This is a genomic window from Nocardia sp. NPDC050717, from assembly GCF_040654275.1.
GTDB lineage: Bacteria > Actinomycetota > Actinomycetes > Mycobacteriales > Mycobacteriaceae > Nocardia.
In genome coordinates this window covers 187,127-205,071 of record NZ_JBFAHR010000013.1, presented here as the reverse complement: position 1 = coordinate 205,071, position 17,945 = coordinate 187,127, and the positions used below count along the sequence as shown (strand labels likewise).

Annotated in this window: 13 protein-coding genes and 4 pseudogenes; 5 read left to right on the top strand and 12 right to left on the bottom strand. The window is 71.8% G+C overall.

The window, feature by feature from the left end:
• Positions 1–7: 7 nt before the first annotated feature.
• Positions 8–901, bottom strand: coding sequence for an RNA polymerase sigma factor SigJ (sigJ, locus tag AB0H56_RS24660; protein ID WP_357167516.1), 894 nt, complete (start codon positions 899–901; stop codon positions 8–10).
• Between the two features lie 67 nt (positions 902–968).
• Here sigJ and AB0H56_RS24655 point away from each other — a divergent pair, with 67 nt between their 5' ends.
• The 3 genes from AB0H56_RS24655 (at position 969) to AB0H56_RS24645 (ending at position 2,608) form a co-directional block, all read left to right on the top strand.
• Positions 969–1,547 (top strand): GNAT family N-acetyltransferase, encoded by a 579-nt coding sequence (locus AB0H56_RS24655; protein WP_357167485.1) that lies wholly within the window; start codon positions 969–971, stop codon positions 1,545–1,547.
• Positions 1,548–1,758: 211 nt separating this feature from the next.
• Positions 1,759–1,893 (top strand): hypothetical protein, encoded by a 135-nt coding sequence (locus tag AB0H56_RS24650; protein WP_357167483.1) that lies wholly within the window; start codon positions 1,759–1,761, stop codon positions 1,891–1,893.
• 172 nt (positions 1,894–2,065) lie between these two features.
• Positions 2,066–2,608 (top strand): class I SAM-dependent methyltransferase, encoded by a 543-nt coding sequence (locus AB0H56_RS24645; RefSeq protein WP_357167481.1) that lies wholly within the window; start codon positions 2,066–2,068, stop codon positions 2,606–2,608.
• A 5-nt stretch (positions 2,609–2,613) separates the two neighbouring features.
• Here the strand turns inward: AB0H56_RS24645 and hrpB are convergent, their stop codons facing one another.
• From hrpB to AB0H56_RS24625, 4 genes are all read right to left on the bottom strand, one after another.
• Positions 2,614–5,562 carry an ATP-dependent helicase HrpB gene (hrpB, locus tag AB0H56_RS24640; protein ID WP_357167479.1) on the bottom strand — a complete coding sequence of 983 codons (2,949 nt, stop codon included), beginning with the start codon at positions 5,560–5,562 and terminating at the stop codon, positions 2,614–2,616.
• Between the two features lie 284 nt (positions 5,563–5,846).
• The gene (locus AB0H56_RS24635; protein WP_357167477.1) at positions 5,847–6,254 is read right to left on the bottom strand and encodes a PIN domain-containing protein; all 408 of its coding nucleotides are present in this window, start codon (positions 6,252–6,254) and stop codon (positions 5,847–5,849) included.
• Between the two features lie 5 nt (positions 6,255–6,259).
• Positions 6,260–6,484, bottom strand: a complete 225-nt coding sequence (locus AB0H56_RS24630; RefSeq protein ID WP_357167475.1) for a CopG family transcriptional regulator — start codon at positions 6,482–6,484, stop codon at positions 6,260–6,262.
• 44 nt (positions 6,485–6,528) lie between these two features.
• Positions 6,529–7,626 (bottom strand): 3-deoxy-7-phosphoheptulonate synthase, encoded by a 1,098-nt coding sequence (locus AB0H56_RS24625; RefSeq protein WP_357167473.1) that lies wholly within the window; start codon positions 7,624–7,626, stop codon positions 6,529–6,531.
• Positions 7,627–7,941: 315 nt separating this feature from the next.
• Between AB0H56_RS24625 and AB0H56_RS24620 the strand changes: the two genes are divergently transcribed.
• Positions 7,942–8,757: an NmrA family NAD(P)-binding protein gene (locus AB0H56_RS24620; RefSeq protein ID WP_357167471.1), complete on the top strand. Its 816-nt coding sequence runs from the start codon at positions 7,942–7,944 to the stop codon at positions 8,755–8,757.
• A gap of 4 nt (positions 8,758–8,761) precedes the next feature.
• Here the strand turns inward: AB0H56_RS24620 and AB0H56_RS24615 are convergent, their stop codons facing one another.
• From AB0H56_RS24615 to AB0H56_RS24590, 6 genes and pseudogenes are all read right to left on the bottom strand, one after another.
• On the bottom strand, positions 8,762–9,232 hold the full coding sequence (locus tag AB0H56_RS24615) for a carboxymuconolactone decarboxylase family protein (protein ID WP_357167469.1): 471 nt from the start codon (positions 9,230–9,232) through the stop codon (positions 8,762–8,764).
• Between the two features lie 89 nt (positions 9,233–9,321).
• Entirely contained in the window at positions 9,322–10,185 is an 864-nt protein-coding gene (locus AB0H56_RS24610) for an oxidoreductase (RefSeq protein ID WP_357167467.1), read from the bottom strand.
• A gap of 43 nt (positions 10,186–10,228) precedes the next feature.
• Positions 10,229–12,157, bottom strand: a pseudogene (locus AB0H56_RS24605) (non-ribosomal peptide synthetase); the annotation flags it as partial.
• Positions 12,158–12,463: 306 nt separating this feature from the next.
• Positions 12,464–13,156 (bottom strand): annotated as a pseudogene (locus AB0H56_RS24600) (condensation domain-containing protein); the annotation flags it as partial.
• 450 nt (positions 13,157–13,606) lie between these two features.
• Positions 13,607–14,110: pseudogene (locus AB0H56_RS24595) on the bottom strand (condensation domain-containing protein); the annotation flags it as partial.
• A 309-nt stretch (positions 14,111–14,419) separates the two neighbouring features.
• Positions 14,420–14,632, bottom strand: a pseudogene (locus tag AB0H56_RS24590) (phosphopantetheine-binding protein); the annotation flags it as partial.
• 174 nt (positions 14,633–14,806) lie between these two features.
• On the opposite strand from AB0H56_RS24590, the gene AB0H56_RS24585 reads away from it, so the two are divergent.
• Positions 14,807–16,423, top strand: a complete 1,617-nt coding sequence (locus AB0H56_RS24585; RefSeq protein ID WP_357167465.1) for an AMP-binding protein — start codon at positions 14,807–14,809, stop codon at positions 16,421–16,423.
• Positions 16,424–16,472: 49 nt separating this feature from the next.
• Here the strand turns inward: AB0H56_RS24585 and AB0H56_RS24580 are convergent, their stop codons facing one another.
• Positions 16,473–17,786, bottom strand: coding sequence for a salicylate synthase (locus tag AB0H56_RS24580; protein ID WP_357167463.1), 1,314 nt, complete (start codon positions 17,784–17,786; stop codon positions 16,473–16,475).
• Between the last annotated feature and the right edge of the window lie 159 nt (positions 17,787–17,945).

Below are 17,945 nucleotides of genomic sequence, written 5' to 3'. Positions count from 1 at the left end.
CACGGGTTCAGCGCGAACGCGCCCCCGACAGCTTCGCGGCATTCGCGAAATCGTAAGCAGCCCAGACTTTCCCCTCGCGCACCGCGAACCCGATCACGCGCACGGGCCTGCCGAACGGCGAGTTCGGATCGGTGAGCACCAGGCCCGACTGCCCGTTCACCGCGGCGGGCGCCAGTTCCAGCCCCGCCTCCAGCAGATGCTTGCGCCACAGTCCCAGCGCCAGGCGGGCGATCCTGTCCGCTCCCTCGACCACATTGAGCGCCGTCTTGGTGGTGCCGCCCGCGTCGGCGGTGAAGGTCGCGTCCGGGTGCAGGGTGGCCGCCACCGCGGCGACGTCACCGGTGGCCAGCGCCGCCAGGAAGCGCCGCACCGCCGCGTCGTGCACCTCGTCGGCGACCGGCTCCGGCGCCCTGGCCGCGGCCTTGCGCGCCCGCACCGCCAATTGCCGTGCGGCATCGGGTGATACGCCGATGATCGCGGCGATCTCGTCGAACGGCACGTCGAGGCTGTCGTGCAGGACCAGCGCCACCCGCTGCTGCGGGGTGAGCGCGTCGAGCACCACCATCGCCGCCAGCCGGCTGTCCTGATTGCGGACCACCACGTCGAGCGGATCGGGCGTGCGCGCGGACACGGTGACGATCGGTTCCGGAAGCCACTGCCCCACATAGGTTTCCCGGCGTACGGCCGCGCTGCGCAGGTGATCCAGGCAGATCCGGCTGACCACCGTCGTCAGCCAGGCGCGCAGGTCGTCGATCTCGGATTGGTGCACGCCCGCCAGCCGCAGCCAGCTCTCCTGCACCGCGTCCTCGGCGTCGCCGACGCTTCCGGTGAGCCGGTAGGCGACCGAAAGCAAATGCGTTCGATGTGATTCGAACAGGTCGGTGAGGAGCGGGGAAACCATCATCGCTGATCCTACGGTCGGCGAAAACCGGATGAGAAACCGGGCGGGGACCTGGCACGATGTCAGGATGTACGAGCACACGCTCACCGACGGCACGGTCTGGCTCACCCGCCCCGGCGCCGCCGACATCGACCGCATCGTGGAGTGCTGCCAGGACCCCGAGATCGTGCGCTGGACGACCATCCCGTCGCCCTACGGCCGCGCCGATGCCGAGCAGTTCCTCGACCTGGTCGTCGCCCCTGGCTGGGCAGCGGGCATCCCCGTCTGGGCCATCCGCACCGCGCTCGACGGCCCGGTCGAAGGCATGCTCGGCCTGCACGACCGCGGCCCCGGCGTCCACGAGATCGGCTTCTGGCTCACCCCCGCCCAGCGCGGCCGCGGCCTGATGACCCGCGCCATCACCCTGGCCTGCGACTTCGCCTTCGCCCCCGACGGCCTCGGCCTGGCCCGGCTCACCTGGCGCGCCATGGTCGGCAACCACCCCTCCGCCGCCGCCGTCCGCCGCACCGGCTTCCACTACGAGGGCCTGGCCCGCCAGGGCGGCATCCAACGCGGCACCCGAGTCGACGAATGGCACGCCGCCCGCCTCGCCACCGACCCACCGGGATACGCCGAAGACTGGCCGGATTCGGTCCTCGCACCCTGACAGCCGACCGGTCTGACCAGCAGGTTGACCGATGCGGTGGGCGGCACTAGCATGTAGCTACCAACCCAGTCCCCACGCGGGGCTGGGTCTTTTTTTGCCCGGTCGATCTTCGCCTGGTCCGGGAGCTCATTCGGTTCGCACTTGTTGGGGGCAGTGGTCGCCGGATCTGCCGATCCGTACCGCACCCAACGGCGCCGGCACCGATGTCCTGATGGCGACCGTGCGCATGCGCGAAGAGAAGGGCTCGGACGTCAACGTCGCGACACATCTGCTCACCGATGTGTTCCGCGGGCACGTGGATGGCGCGATCGTGATCTCCAACAGCAGGTGCCGGTCGGCACGGTGAATCCCGGGCCGCGTCAGCTCGCGGGCGCACTGCGCGGTACCGCGCAGGACGGAGTCGGCAGACACTGGTGGGCAAGGCTCTCCGCGCAACACTTCTATTCGTCGCAACTCGCCGACCCGGTGGCGAATCACTGGCGGAAGCCCACCGGCTGGTAATCCTCCGAGGAGCGCAGATGCCTGATGACGTGCGGTTCGAGTGGTTCGCCGAGGTGATGGAGGTGGGGGCGGCGGATCGGGTGTTGGAGTTCGGGCCGGGTGCGGGGGTTTCGTTGGTGCGGATCGCGAGGCGGCTGCGGGGTGGGCGGATCGTGGGGGTCGAGCGGTCGGCGAGTGCGCTCGCACGGGCCGCTGAGCGGTGTGCCGGGGAGATCGGGGCGGGGCGGGTGCGATTGGTCGAGGGGACGGTCGGGGAGGTGTCGGCTGCCGAGGTGCTCGCTGGGCTGGAGGACGGGGCGCGGTTCGATCTGGTGTTCGCGGTGAACGTCAACCTGTTCTGGACCGGTCCGGCGGTGCGGGCCTGGGCGTTGGTGCGCGAATGCCTTTCGCCCGGTGGGCGATTCTGGCTCTGCTACGGGTACGGCAGTCCGGATGGTCCCGCGAACAGCCCCAAACCGGACACCGCCGTGCTGGAACGCCGCGCTGCCACAGCGGGTTTCGGCTGCCGGGTCAGGACGGCCGGTGATCTGCTCGCCGTGAACCTCGTTCCGCTCGACTGAGCGGTTCAGCGGTTCTTGGCGTTTCGGGCTGTGCCGCGGTGGGCGGTGAGGGTGGTGGGATCTTCGGGCCAGGCGTGTTTGGGATAGCGGCCGCGGAGGTCGGCGCGGACCTGGGGCCAACCGTTGCGCCAGAAGGACGGGAGGTCGGCGGTGACGGCGACGGGGCGCTGGGCCGGGGAGAGCAGGTGGAGCAGGATCGGGGACCGGCCGTCGGCGAGGGTGGGCGGGGTGGTCCAGCCGAAGATCTCCTGGACCTTCACGGCCAGGACCGGCGGGTCGGCGGTGTAGTCCACGCGGACGCGGCTGCCGGAGGGGACTTCCAGCCGTTCGGGGGCGAGCTCGTCGAGCCTGGCCGCCGCCGGCCACGGGAGCAGCCGGCGCAGGGCGGTGCCCGCGTCGATCCGGGTGAGGTCGGCGCGGCGGCGGGCGGTGGCGAGGTCGGGGCCGAGCCAGGCGTCGAGGTCGGTGAGCAGGGCGTCGTCGTCGACGGCGGGCCAGGGTTCGCCGAGGGTGCGACGCAGGAAGTCGAGGCGTTGCCGCAGGCCACGGGCATCGTCGTCCCAGCGGAGGAGGTCGAGCCCTTCCGCGTTGAGCCCGTCCCGAACGGCCTGCGCGACCAGGTGTGAATCCGGTTCGCGCAGTGGGTTTTCCGCGAGCACGATCGCTCCGAGCCGTTCGACCCGCCGCGCCACGACGTCCCCCGACTCCCACCGCACCTCCTCGGCGCGCGTCACCAATCCGGGCGCCGCCGCCCGCGCGAGCTCCGCATCGGCGATGGCCGCCAATCGAATCCGCCCCTCGGCCCGCCCCGGATCCCGATCCGCGACAGCCACCGCCAACCACTCCGCGTCACCGACCCCCGAACCGGGCGGCAAGGACACTGCTGTCCCACCCGCCATCAGATACGAGCCGCCGTGCGCTCGTCGCCGCGCCAACCGCTCCGGGAAAGCCAGCGCGATCATCAACGCCGCCACCTCCCCCACCGGGACATCTCCCCCTGTGCGAGCGGTAGCGAGTTCCCCACTATCCACCGGGGCCACGGCCTGGTCACCATGCGTAGCCGCGGCACCACGCCCACTGCTGAGCGCCTCGCCGGCAGGCACGCTCCGAGCGACCGGAGCGCCATCCGCACCGGGAGTCCGCGTGGCGAGTTGTTTCGTCAGGCGCTGTACCTCGCGGGACCAGCGTGGTGGGCGTTCGTTGCGCAGGGTGCGCAGGGCGGTGGCGGCGTCGGTGGAGGCGGACAGGGAGTCGTCGTCCATGAGGACGACCATCTCGGCGGCGGCGCGGGGGCCGAGGTGCGGGGCGCCGTCGAGGAGTGCGCGGGCGAGGCGGGGGTGCAGGCCGAGAGCCGACATGGCGCGGCCGCGTGGCGTGATGCGGTCGCCGGGGTCGAGGGCGCCTAAGGCTCGGAGGACGGCACGACCCGCGGCGAGGCCACCTTCCGGTGGAGCGTCCCACCAGGCCAGGGCGGACCCGTCGGGCGTGCCCCAGCAGGCCAATTCCAGTGCGAGACGGGTCAGTTCGGCGGTACGGATCTCCGGTTCGGGGTAGGCGGGCAGGGTGTTGTGCTCGTACTCGGGCCAGCAGCGCCAGGCCCAGCCCGGACCCTCACGGCCCGCGCGGCCCGCGCGCTGTTCGGCCACCGCCGCCGAAACCCGCACCGTCGCAAGGCCGGACAGCCCGCGCCGATGATCGATGCGCGGCACCCGCGCCAGACCGGAGTCGACGACCGCGCGCACGCCGGGCACCGTGAGGCTGGATTCCGCGACGGCCGTGGACAAGACGACGCGCCGCCGCGTGCCGGGCCGCAGCGCGGTGTCCTGAGCGGCGCCGCCGAGCCGCCCGTGCAGCGGCACGACATCGACATGGAGGTCGCGCAGCAACCCGGCGGTCCGGTTGATCTCGCCGACGCCGGGCAGGAAGACCAGAACGTCACCGTCGACCTCCGCCAACGCCGCCCGGACAGCCCGCGCGACCTGCGCTTCCACCCGTTCGCGCGGAAGGGCGGGCAGATACCGGACATCCACCGGATAGGCCCGCCCCCGCACCTCGAGCACCGGCGCGAACCCCGGCGCGCCCACCCGAATCACCGCACTCTCCGACCGCCCCGGAGACGACGAACGCACCTCGTCCACGAACCCTCCCGCCCCACTGTGCGCCGTCGGCTCCGGCGACACCGACGGCGAGCCCGCCGCCTCCTCACCACGACCCGACGCCGAGGAGCCACCCGCCGACGCGGGCTCACCATCGTCCGCGCCGAGCAACTGCGCGAACCGATCCGCTGCCTCCTCACCGCGACCCGACGCCGAGCCGCCACCCGCCGACGCGGGCTCACCATCGTCCGCGCCGAGCGATTGCGCGAGCCGATCCGCCGCCGCCCCACCGCGACCCGACGCCGAGGAGCCACCCGCCGACGCGGGCTCACCATCGTCCGCGCCGAGCAACTGCGCGAGCCGATCCGCCGCCACCGTCGCCGAGGTGGCGAGTATCCGCAGATCGGGGCGCAGTCCGGACCTGGCGTCGAGCAGCAGTGCCAAGAGCAGGTCGGCGTCGAGGTGGCGTTCGTGGCATTCGTCGAGGACGACGGTGTCGACGCCGGGCAGCTCCGGGTCGCTCTGCAGGCGCCGGACGAGCAGGCCCGAGGTGACCACTTCCACGCGCGTGCGCGGCCCGACCTTGCGGTCACCGCGAACGGCGTAGCCGACGGTCTCCCCCACCTTCTCCCCCAGCAGCGCGGCCATCCGCGCGGCCGCCGCCCGCGCCGCCAACCGCCGCGGCTCGGCCACCACGATCCGCCCCGCCGTCGCGGCGGCCAAGGCCAGCGGAACCAGCGTGGTCTTGCCGGTCCCCGGCGGCGCCACCAGCACCGCCACACCACGTCCGGCCAGCGTCTCGACGATCTCACCGAGCGCGGGCCGCACCGGCAGATCAGGCAGTTCAGGCAGCTTCATCGCCTCCCAGTCTGCCGCCCCGCCGCAACCCGGTGCGCGACAACCCGGGCAACCTCGCCGCGAGATTCCCCGCTCCGCACCAGACATCCCGGCGCACACACGCTTCGTGCTCCCCGAGACCGGCAGAAGACTCGCCCAACGACGGCGCCTGGAACATCAGCTCCCACCCAACGGCACCTGACGCTTCAACGCCGAACAGAACCGGGGCGGCGACTGCCCAGGCACCTGGACCTACACCGTGGACTGACCGTGACGAGTACCCGACCGAATCGATCGGGTACCCGTCACGGCAGCAAGGTGAAGGCCTCCACGTGCTTGGGCCGAACGGCGCCGAAGTGCCGACGGTCCACGGTCGCGATCTGAGTGATTCCCAATCGTTCCGCCGTGGCCACCACCGAGGCGTCCGCCGTACCGAGTGGCCAGTCACGGTAGCGCGCAACAAGTTCCGCGATGCGCAGCCAATCCGCCGGACGGACCGGCTCCACCTCGAACAGTCCCTCGGCGAAATCACCGAGGAAGCGCACCTCGGCTTCGGCGCCGAGCCGGGTCCCGATCAGACAGGCCGCCTCGGTGACGACCAGAGTCGGAACGACAAGCGGGCCGCGGTGGCTTTGCAACAGATCCAGGCAGGTCCGGTGATGTGCGTCGTCGGCGTCGACGTAGGCATAGAGCGGCCCCGCGTCGACCAGCAATCGGGCTATCGGTCCCACTCCCCGCGCAGGATCTCCTCGATGCGCTCCGAGATATCGGACCGCCCACTTCGCCCAGCGCCCGCCGCACCGAACCGGCGGACTCCATCGCCCGGCAGGTGCGCGGCCACAGCTTCCCGCGTCCATTCCGACACTGTCATGTCACGTCGCGCGGCCTCGTGCCGAACACGACTGTCGAGGTCGTCCGGCAATTTGATGGTCGTACGCTTCATGGTATGCCAGCATACCCTCGGCGGGAAGCTCCGGCCAGTGCGAGCTACGCCGCGGCGCCGCGGCGGGCTTCGATCGCGGCGGCGAGGCGGTCGAGCTGGGTGGCGGTGACGTTCCAGTCGATGCACGCGTCGGTGATGGACTGGCCGTAGGTGAGCTCGTCGGCCTTGCCGAGGGTCAGGTCCTGGCGGCCCGCCACGAGGAAGGACTCCAGCATCACGCCGACCACGCCCTGCTCACCGGCGGCGAGCCGCTCGGCGATATCGGTGACGACGTCGACCTGGCGGTTGTGGTCCTTGTTGCTGTTGCCGTGGCTGGCGTCGACGACCACGCGCTGGGCCAGCGAGGACTTCTCCAGCCGCAGCTTGGCCTCGGCCACCGAGGCCGCGTCGTAGTTGGTGCCGTTGCTGCCGCCGCGCAGGATGACGTGGCAGTCCGGGTTACCGGTGGTGCGGATCAGCGCCGAACGCCCGTCGAGGTCGGTGCCGGGGAAGACGTGGCTGGCGGCCGCGGCGCGCACGCCGTCGACGGCGACCTGCACGTCACCGTCGGTGCCGTTCTTGATGCCGACCGGCATGGACAGCGCGCTGGAGAGCTGGCGGTGCACCTGGCTGGCGGCCGTGCGGGCACCGATCGCGCCGTAGGAGACCAGGTCGGCGATGTACTGCGGGGTGATCGGGTCGAGGAACTCGCACGCCACGGGCAGGCCGAGCGCGGTGATGTCGACGAGAACCTTGCGGCCGATGCCGAGACCGGTGTTGACGTCGAACGACCCGTCCAGGTGCGGATCGTTGATCAGACCCTTCCAGCCCAGCGTGGTACGCGGCTTCTCGAAGTACACCCGCATCACCACGTGCAGCCGGTCGCTCAACTCCTCGGCCTTGGCGGCCAGTTTGCGGGCGTAGTCCAGGGCGGCAGCCGGGTCGTGCACCGAGCACGGGCCGACGATCACCATGAGGCGGTCGTCGTCGCCGTTGAGCACGTCGACGGTGGCCTTGCGGCCCGCGCGGACGGTGTCGGCGAGCTCGTCGGTGATGGGGTGGACGGTGCGTACCTCGGCGGGCGAGCGCAGGGGGCTCACGCTGAGGGTGCGCTGGTCATCGAGATCGGAATGCCGCGAGTCGACATCGGCTGCGGTGGTCATGTGTGGGTTTCCTATTCTTCGAGGCCGACCCACGGACTTTTCGCGAACCCGTCGAGCCGGTCAGTGTCCGGCTCGGGGTGAGGAGGTCAGCGCGCAGGGTCGCAGACCGGCCCACCCAGGGCCGGCTCGCTAAACCAGAAATATGCGCGCTGCATGCCGTGGACTGTACCACCGGTGCAACGCGGTAAGGATGGCCTCGGTTGCCCGAAGTGCCGGGCATCACACCGCGACCCGGCGCACCGACCACCGCGCGAAGCCTTGACCTCAACATAACTTCGGGTCCTAGCGTCGGCAGTCGACGAAAGGAAATCGACTGTGACAACACTGGTTACGGGCGCGACCGGCAACACCGGCCGCCACGTGGTTCGCGAACTCCACGCCCGCGGCGAGAAGGTCAGGGCACTCACCCGGGATGCCGCCGCGGCGCGCACGCTGCTCGGCGCCGACGTGGAACTGGTCACCGGCACCCATACCGAGCCCGCGACGATCGGCGAGGCATGGCACGGCGTCGACCGGCTGCACGTGACGGTGACCGCCGGGCTCGCCGAGGTCGGCCCCGAACTGATCGGCCGGGCGGTGGACGCGGGCGTCCGGCGCATCACCGTGGTCTGGGGTGGCGGGGTCGGCCCGGTCGAACAGGCGATCGCCGAGTCCGGGGTGGAATGGACGCGGCTGGAGCCGCAGGAGTTCATGTCCAACACCCTCACCTGGCTCGCACCGATCCTGGCCGACGGCGTCGTCCGCGAGCCCTACGACCATCCGAGCGCGCTGGTGCACGAGGCCGACATCGGCGCGGTCGCGGCCGTCGCCCTGCTCGAGGACGGCCATCACGGCCAGGCCTACAACCTGACCGGGCCCGCGGCGATCACCCCGCACGAGCGGATCGCGATGCTGGCCGAGGCGGCGGGCAGGCCGATCGAGTTCGCCAGGATCACCCATCAGCAGGCCGTCGACCGGCTGCGGGCGACCGGGGTCTCGCAGGCCGACGCCGAGTACGTGATCGGCTGGTACGCCGAGTCGAGCCCGGAGTCCTACACGGTGGACCCGACCGTCGAACAGGTGCTCGGCCGCCCGGCGCGCACGTTCGCGCAGTGGGCGGCCGAGCACGGGCACCGATTCGCCCTGACCTGAGGACTCAGCCCCACTGGCCGGGAACGTAGTCGCCTGCCGGGGTGTGGGCGACGGCGTTGAGCCGGTTCCAGGCGTTGATCATCGCGATGGCGGCGATCAGCCCGGCGATCTGGTCGTCGTCGTAGTGCTTGCGCACCTGCTGCCAGGTGTCGTCGCCGACGTGTCCGCCGTCGGCGACGCGGGTCGCCTCCTCGGTGAGGGCGAGGGCGGCCCGCTCCGCCTCGGTGAAGACATTGGCCTCGCGCCAGGCCGCGACCAGGTTGATCCGGACCGCCGACTCGCCCGCGTGGGCGGCGTCCTTGGTGTGCATGTCGACGCAGTAGCTGCAGCCGTTGATCTGCGAGGCCCGGATCTTCACCAGCTCGTAGGTGGCCTTGTCCAGCGGGGAGTCGTCGACCACCTTGCTCGCCATCGTCATCCGCTTCACGAAGCTGGCGGCGACCGGGTTGCCGTAGAGGTTGAAACGCGCTTCCATGATGAGCTCCTTCGTCGTGGGATTCACCGAGACGACGACGGAGCCCGTGGCGGTGTGACATCACCGAATGTGATGCCGGTCACCGACACTCAGATCAGGCCGCAGAGCTTCTCCGAGAGTTCCCACAGCTCGGAGGCGAGCGCGCGGTCCTTCGACGCGTCGCTGCTGCCGCACCGCGCGGGGTGGCCGTGCAGTCCGAGGAAGCCGTCGGGACCGTAGAACGCGCCGGGCACGATGTCGGCGGTGGCGGCGAACAGGGTGGGCAGTGCGCCCTGATCGGCGTCCTGGGCGAACAGGCGATTGCCCAGCGCCATCACCAGGTCGCGCACCGATTCGGTGTGCGACATCAGCTCGGTGGCGGCGTAGCCGGGGTGCGCGGCCACCGACACCACCGCCGAACCCTCACCGGCCAGCCTGCGCTGCAACTCGTAGGCGAACATCAGGTTGGCCAGCTTGGACTGACCGTAGGCGAGCCAGCGGTCGTAGCGGCGGCGCTCCCAGTTCGGGTCGTCGAGGTCGATCCGGCCGAGGCGGTGCGCCACGCTCGACACCGTCACCACCCGGTCGGTGATCCGGTCCAGCAGCAGGTTGGTGAGGGCGAAGTGGCCGAGATGGTTTGTGCCGAACTGCATTTCGAAGCCGTCGCCGGTGCGGCGCAGCGGCAGCGCCATCACGCCCGCGTTGTTGATCAGCACGTCGACGCGATCGATCGCGTCGGTGAACGCGCGCACCGAGTTCAGGTTCGCCAGGTCGAGTTCGCGGACCTCGGTCGGACCGGGCAGGCCCGCCGCCACCTGCCGCGCCTTGCCGGTGTCGCGGCAGGCCAGGATCACCTTCGCGCCGACGCGGGACAGCGCCCGTGCGGTCGCCGCGCCCAGCCCACTGTTGGCTCCGGTGACGACGATCGTGCGGCCGGTCTGGTCGGGCAGGTTCGCGGCAGTCCACTTACTCACTGGGGAAAGTCTAGTGCGACCTGCGCACAGCGCGAATCGGAGCTCACGACTGCGCGAGGACCTCCTCGTCGCTCATCGCGGCCACCTCGAGGTACAGCGTCGCGACCGCCGCGAGCCTGCCCGCGGCGCCTGACTCGTTCTCCCGCTCCAGCATTCGCGCGGCCAGGCCCGCGACGGTGCGCGCGGTGAACAGGTCGGCCACGACGGTGTCGGGGGCGTCCAGCCATTCGCGGATGCGGGCGACGGCGGTGGTGGCGAGCACGGAATCGCCACCGAGAGCGAAGAAGTCGTCGGTGACGCCGATCCGCTCGGTCGCGAGTACCTCGCCGATCACCGCGGCGAGCGCGCGTTCCAGGTCGGTCCGCGGCGCGACGAATTCCGCTGCGGTCTCGCCCTTTTCGAGGATCGCACGCACGGCCTTGCGGTCCGGCTTGGCGTTCGAGGTGAGCGGGAGTTCGGGGAGGAGTTCCAGCCGGGTCGGCACCATGTACGCCGGGACGAGTTCCGCGGCGGCGGCGAGCACCTGGTCGACGTCGAGGGCGGCGTCCGGGGTGGGGACGACGGCGGCGACCAGTTTGGGCGCGGCCGAGCCGACCACGGCGGCCACCGCGTGCCGGATGCCGGGCACGGCGCGCAGGGCGCTCTCCACCTCGCCGAGTTCCACCCGGTAGCCGCGGATCTTCACCTGGTGATCGGCGCGGCCGAGGAATTCCAGGGTGCCGTCGGGCAGGTATCGGGCCAGGTCGCCGGTGCGGTACCAGCGCAGACCCTCGTGGGTGACGAACCGGTCGGCGGTGCGTTCGGGGTCCTTGCGGTAGCCGGTGGCCACGCCGTCGCCGCCGATCCACAGTTCGCCGGTGACCCAGTCGGGGCAGTCGTTGCCCGCGGGCCCGACGACGCGGCAGCGCACATTGCGCAGCGGGGTGCCGTAGGGCACCGCGCTCCACTCGGCGGGCACCTCGGCGCCGACGACCTCGCAGATGGTGGAGTGGATCGCGGTCTCGGTGGCGCCGCCGAGGCCGGCGAAGCGGCACTCGGGGGCCACCGCGGCCAGGCGGGCGGGCAGGGCGATGTCGACCCAGTCGCCGCCGAGGATCACCGTGCGCAGCGCGGGCAGCGGCTCCCCCGCCGCGGCGGTGAGCAGCATGTCGAGCAGGCTGGGCACGCAGTTCAGCAGCGAGACCTCGTGGCGGCGGATCAGTTCCACCCAGCGGGCGGGATCGGCGCGCTGGGTGTCGTCGACCGCGACCACGGCGCCGCCCGCGGCGAGCAGGCCGAAGATGTCGTAGACCGACAGGTCGAACTCGAGGGCCGACAGGGCGAGGGCGCGGTCGGCGGGGCCGAGGGCGAACCGCTCGTTCAGGTCGTCGATGGTGTTCATCGCGGCCCGGTGCGGCACCTCGACGCCCTTGGGCTTGCCGGTGGAACCGGAGGTGAACAGCACGTAGGCGATGTTCTCCGGATCGCCGAAGACGGGGCGCGCCAACGGTTCCGCGTGTTCGCGCGCCTCGGCGAGGTCGATCGCGCGCGCGTCGGGGATCTCGGCGCCGCCGACGGTGAGGACCGCGACCGCGTCGGCGGTGCGCAGGATCTCCGCGCGGCGGGCGGCGGGCTGGTCGAAGCCGATCGGCACGTACACCGCGCCCGCGGCGAGCACACCGAGCACAGCCAGCACCTGGTCCGGGCCCTTCGGCAGCTGCACCGCCACCGAATCACCCGGCGCCACACCGGCTTCGCGCAGGGCGCCCGCGACCGCGAGCGCGTCGGCGGCCAGCTCGCCATAGGTCAGTCGCCCGGCCGGCTCCCAGATCACCGCGGGCGCGGACGGATTCGTCGCCGCGTTCGCGAAGAAGCCCGTGTGCAGCAGACCTCCGCTCACCGGCCCGTCCGTGGCATTGACCCTGGCGCGAGTAGCCGCCTGCTCCACCGGGATACGCACACCGGCTTCGGCCTGCCACCCGGCGCCACCGGACGGCGCGCGCCTGGAGCGACCGCTCTGCTCGCGGCGGTCCGCCCCGGGGTGGTCCGGTGCCGACTCGGCGTCTGCGCGCACTTCCGCCACCTGCGGACCACTGTGCTGACCCGCCGCGCCGACGAGACCGGTACCCGGCGCCGCCGAACTGCCATCAGCGGTGTCGCCGCGACCCGCCGCGAGCCGCCCCGTCGTCGCGCCCAGCTCGCCATCGATCGGATCGCTGTCGTGCGGCGCAGCGCCGACGGTCGTTCCGAACCCGTCGTGAGTGCCGGACAGCTCGGCGGTCTGCCCGCCAAGGCGCTCGATCGCCTCGATGTAGCGGGCGAACATGACCTCGACCATGCCCGCCGGGAAGGCGGATGCGCGGATGTCCCAGTTGAGCAGGAGGCCGCCGCGTACCTCGGTGATCTGGGCGTCCAGGAGGACCTGGGGGCCCTGGGAGATGATCCAGACCGGGTCGCCGAAGGTGTCGGTGACGGTGTCGGCGAACAGTTCACCCAGGTTCAGGGCGCTGGTGTAGACGATGGGGGCCAGCACCGGCTCACCTCGGTGACGGCCCAGGTCGCGCAGGACCTCCAGGCCGGAGTAGGCGGAGTGGGCGCCCGCCTCGTGCAGCCGCTGCTGCAGGGCGCGGGCCCGGTCGGCGACGGTGGCGGGCTCGGTGACGTCGACCTCGAGCAGCACCGAGGAGGTGAAGTCGCCGACGACGCCGTCGACCTGCGGATGCACCGGTTCGCGATGGAACAGCGGCAGATTCAGCAGGAACCGGCGCTGCGCCGACCAGCCACCGATGGTCTCGGCGAACACCGAGGCCAGCGCCATCGCCGGGGTGATGCCCCGGGCGTGCGCGGCGTCGAAGACCTGCGCCTTGGCCTGCGGGGAGAGCCAGCGATGCAGGCGGACGGTACGGCTCGGATCCGAGATGTGCTGGGCCTGCGGAAGTTCCGGCGCGCCCGGCAGCTCGGGGAGGCGTGCCTGCCACCAGGCGCGGTCGCGGGCGCGTTCGTCGGCCAACGCGGCACCGCCCCGAGCCACACCGGTCCCGGCCACGCCACCCCCGGCCGCATCGGCCCCGAGCACGTCCACGGCCACACCGATCCCCGGCGCACCTGTCACGGGCGCACTGGTCCCAGGCGCGGCGGTCACAGACGCACCGGTCCCAGGCGTGGCAGTCGCAGGCTCGGCGGGCGCAGACGCGCCGGTCCCAGACGCGGCGGGCGCAGGCGCGGCAGGCGCAGGCGCGGCAGTCGCAGACGCGGCGGGCGCAGACGCGGCAGGCGCAGGCGCGGCGGGCGCAAGCGCGGCGGTCCCAGACGCGGCGGTCCCAGGCGCGGCGGGCGCAGGCGCGGCGGGCGCAGGCGTGTCTCCGCCGACCGCGTCGACACGCGGCTCGAATTCCGCACCGCGCGTGAGATGGTCGGTTGCGCCGGGGCCGTGTTCGGCCAGGTACTGGCGGAAGGTGTAGTCCTGCGGTGGCAGCTGTTCGCCGTGGTACAGGCGGGCCAGATCGGTGATGAGGATGCGGTAGCTCATGGCGTCGGCGGCGAGCATGTCGACGTCGAGGTGCAGACGGGTGCGGCCATCGGCGAGGCGGGTGAGCGCGATATCGATCACCTGACCGTCCTGCACGGCCATTTTCTGATGGGTGCGCGCGTCCCGCAGCTCCGCGAGCCGCCGCTCGGCGACCTCCGGCGCGTCCGCCCGCAGGTCGGCGACGCTGAACACCGCGCGACCGGGCCGGTCGAGGGTCTGCTGGGTGCCGTCGGGCAGGAACCGGGTGCGCAGCATGGGATGACGGACCAGCAGCTGTTCCACTGCCCGCTCGAGCCGCTCGGGTTCCACACCGGCGCCGTCGAATTCGACATACAGGTGCGCCGCGACGCCACCGAGTTCCTGCCCGTCGGACCGCCCGATCCAGTACGCGTGCTGCATCGGCGCCAGCGCGAAGGGCGTCCCGTCATCGGGAACGATCTCGAATCCACCGTCAGCGGAACCTCCGAGCTCAGCCCCGGAGACATCCGACGCGACGGCGTCACCGCGCTCGGCCCCGAACGCATTCGACGCAACGACGACACCGCGCTCAGCCCCGAACGCACCCGCGGCAGTGGCGTCACTGATCTCCGCAGCGGCGCCTTCGGCCACACCGGGCGCTGGGGCGGCACCGCCCGCGTCAGGAACGGCATCGACGGCTGCGTTGCCGTCCGGGGCTGTGAGAGCTTCGGGGTCGGCGCCGTTGAGCAGGGCGTGCCACGCGTCGACGGTCGGGTGGGCTGCCAGGAGGGCGAAGTTGACCGCGATGCCGCGCTTGCGCCAGCCGCCTGCCAGCTTCATGGTGCGGATCGAGTCGAGGCCGAGCTGGATCAGGTCGGTGGCGTCGGTGAGGTCGGCGAGATCGAGATCGAGCTGACGGGCGATCGCGGCGCGGATCTCCGCGCGGTCGATCCCGGCGCCGCCTGCGGGTGCTTGCTCCATCTGCCGATCACTCCTTGCTCGCCGCCCGTCACCGGACGGATTTTCGGTACTGCCCGGCGGCAGCCTACTCCATTGAGATAGGGTTGCCTAACCTTCCCATGTGGATCGCTACGGAGCACCGCGCGGAGGGCCGAGGACGCGGCACCGGCCGCCAGGACCACAGTGAGGCAGTTCGTGACGTCGACATCGACCACAGACCACCGTGCGGGCTACGTCCCCTTCCCGGAGACCGCCGCACAGGAGTACCGCGCCGCCGGCTACTGGGCCGGGCGCACCCTGGGCGATCTGCTGCGTGACACCGCCCGCGCCCAGCCCGACCACGCCGCAGTGCTGAGCGACGCGGCGCCCGTGTCCTACGCCGAACTCGACGCCGCCGCCGACCGCATGGCGCACGGCCTGCTCGCGCTCGGCATCGCCCCCGGCGACCGGGTGATCGTCCAGCTGCCGAACATCCCCGAGTTCGCGACGGTGCTGTTCGGCCTGCTGCGCGCCGGCATCATTCCGGTGCTCACGCTGCCCGCGCACCGCCGCGCCGAGATCGAACACCTCGCCGCGCTCTCGGAAGCCGTGGCCTACCTCGTTCCCGATCGCCTGGCCGACTTCGACTATCGCGAGCTCGCCGCCACCGTGCTGGCGAACGTGCCGAGCCTGCGCCACGTGCTCGTCGCCGGCGACCCCGGCGCGTTCACCGCCCTGGATTCGGTACCGCGCGAAGGCGATTCACTCCCCGAGATCGCCCCGGCCGAGATCGCGCTGATGCTGGTCTCCGGCGGCACCACCGGGCTACCCAAGCTGATCGCGCGCACCCACGACGACTACGCCTACAACGCCACGGCCAGCGCCGAGGTGTGCGCGCTGACCCCCGACGACGTCTACCTGGCGACCCTGCCCGCGGCCCACAACTTCCCGCTCGCCTGCCCCGGCATCCTCGGCACCGTCGCCACGGGCGGCGCGCTCGCGTTCACCCTTGATCCGAGCCCGGAGGCCGCCTTCGCCGCGATCGAGCGGCACGGGGTGACCGTGACCGCCGTCGTCCCGCCGCTGGCCCAGCTGTGGAGCGCCGCGGTGGAATGGGAGGACGCGGACCTCGGCTCGCTGCGGCTGCTGCAGGTCGGCGGCGCGCGCCTGGCCGAGGTGAACGCCCGCGAGGTGGAGCCTGCGCTGCACTGCCGCCTGCAGCAGGTGTTCGGCATGGCCGAGGGCCTGCTCAACTTCACCCGCCTCGACGACGACGCGGACCTGGTGTGCACCACCCAGGGCCGCCCGCTCTCCCCCGCCGACGAACTGCGCGTCGTCGACGCCGACGGCAACGATGTCGCGCCGGGCGAGGAGGGTGAACTGCTCACCCGCGGCCCCTACACGCTGCGCGGATACTACCGCGCGCCCGAACACAACGCGCGCGCCTTCACGCCCGACGGCTTCTATCGCAGCGGCGATCTGGTGCGTCAGCTGCCCACCGGCCACCTGGTCGTGAGCGGCCGCATCAAGGACGTGATCAATCGCGGCGGCGAGAACATCTCCTGCGACGAACTCGAGGAACACCTGCTCGCCCATCCCGCTGTCCGCCACGCCGCCGCGGTCGGCCTGCCGGACGCGGCGCTGGGCGAGAAGGCGTGTGTGGTGCTGGTCGTCACCGGCGAGCTGCCGAGCCTCGGCGAGCTGAAGGCCTTCCTCACCGAGCGCGGCCTGGCCACCTACAAGCTGCCCGACCTGGTGCGCCAGGCGGATTCGCTCCCGATCACCGCCGTCGGCAAGATCGACAAGAAGGCGCTGCGCGCGCTGCACGGCTGAGACGCAACGGCGGCTCACCTCGAGGAGGTGAGCCGCCGTTGTCGTGAGGTCACGCCTTGACGACGTAAGGGGCTACGCTGCCGAGCTTTTCGCAGGTCTCCTCGAACTCGCGCTCCGGCCGCGACTGCCCGACCACGCCGGCGCCGGCGCGCAACCACGCGCCCTCGCCGGTCTGATAGATCGCCCGCAGCACCAGCGTCGCCTCGAGCGCGCCGGTCGGCGAGACGCACACCACCGCACCGGAGTACAGCCCGCGCGGGTCGTGATCGTTGCGGAAGACGGCGTCGACGCCCTCCCGCTTCGGGATGCCGGAGGCGGTCACCGACGGGAACAACACCTCGAGCGCGTCCCAGCTGGTGCGGTCGGCCGCGAGGGTGCCGCGCACGGTGGAGGCCAGGTGCTGCACGCTGCCGCGCTCGCGCACCGCCATGAAATCGGAGACGGCGGGCGTTCCGGGCAGGGCGACCTGGCTGATCTCGGCGAAGGAGGTCTGCACCGAGATCGCGTGCTCCACGATCTCCTTCGGGTCGGCGAGCAGCTCGGCCCTGGCCGCGGTGTCGGCCTCGGCGCCGAGGCCGAAGGCGCGGGTACCCGCCAGCGGCTCGGTGGTGACGATGCGGTCGTCGTCCACCGAGGCCACCAGCTCCGGGCTGAAGCCGGCGGCTTCCAGGCCGCCAAGCCGCAGCAGGAACGAGCGGGCCGGGGTGTTGTTGGCCCGGCCGAGCCGATAGGTGGCTGGCACGTCGACCGCGAAGGGCAGCTCGACCTTGCGGGACAGGATCACCTTCTGGTAGTCACCGGCCCGGATCTCGGCCACGGCCTTCGCGACCCGGTCCTGGTAGCCGGTCGGATCGGGGCGCACGTCGACCGGATGCGCGGCGGGCAGCTCGGCGGCCTGCGACTCGGCGATCAGATCGTGGATGTCGCACACCTCGCTCGGGGTGGCGCCGCTGATCCGCACGCCGGTGGCGTCGATGCGGACCTCGATCCGGGGGATCAGCAGGTGCGCCAGCGGTGTGAGCCGGTTCAGGTAGTTGGTGGCGGCCAGCGAGTAGGCGCAGAACTCGAACGCGATCCAGCCGTAGGCGCTGCGGCCGCCCAGTGGCAGCGCGGCGAGGGCGGCGTCGACGACCTGGGCCGGGCTGCCGGTCCAGGCGCGCGCGGTGGTCCGGCCGTCCCACACGGTGCGCAGCTCGCCCGCGTCGAGTTCGACGCTGCCGAGCGGATCGGCGGCGAACACCCATTCGCCCGGCCGTTCGTACATCACGTATTCACCGAAGCGATCGGCCGCCGCCAGGCGGGACATCGCTGCCGCCGGGTCGGCTACATACTCCACCCGAACGGGCTGTTCCGTCGACGACAACGATCCTCCAAGGTAAAGCTGACCTAACTAATGCAGGTTAGGTTAGCATTACCTCGTCGATTATCGAGCCTCCAAAGTGGGTATTCTTCGCCACCCGACCCGCCTGGCCCACGCCCAGTGACCCAAGTTCGGTGCGCCGAGGCGATTCTGACGCTTGAA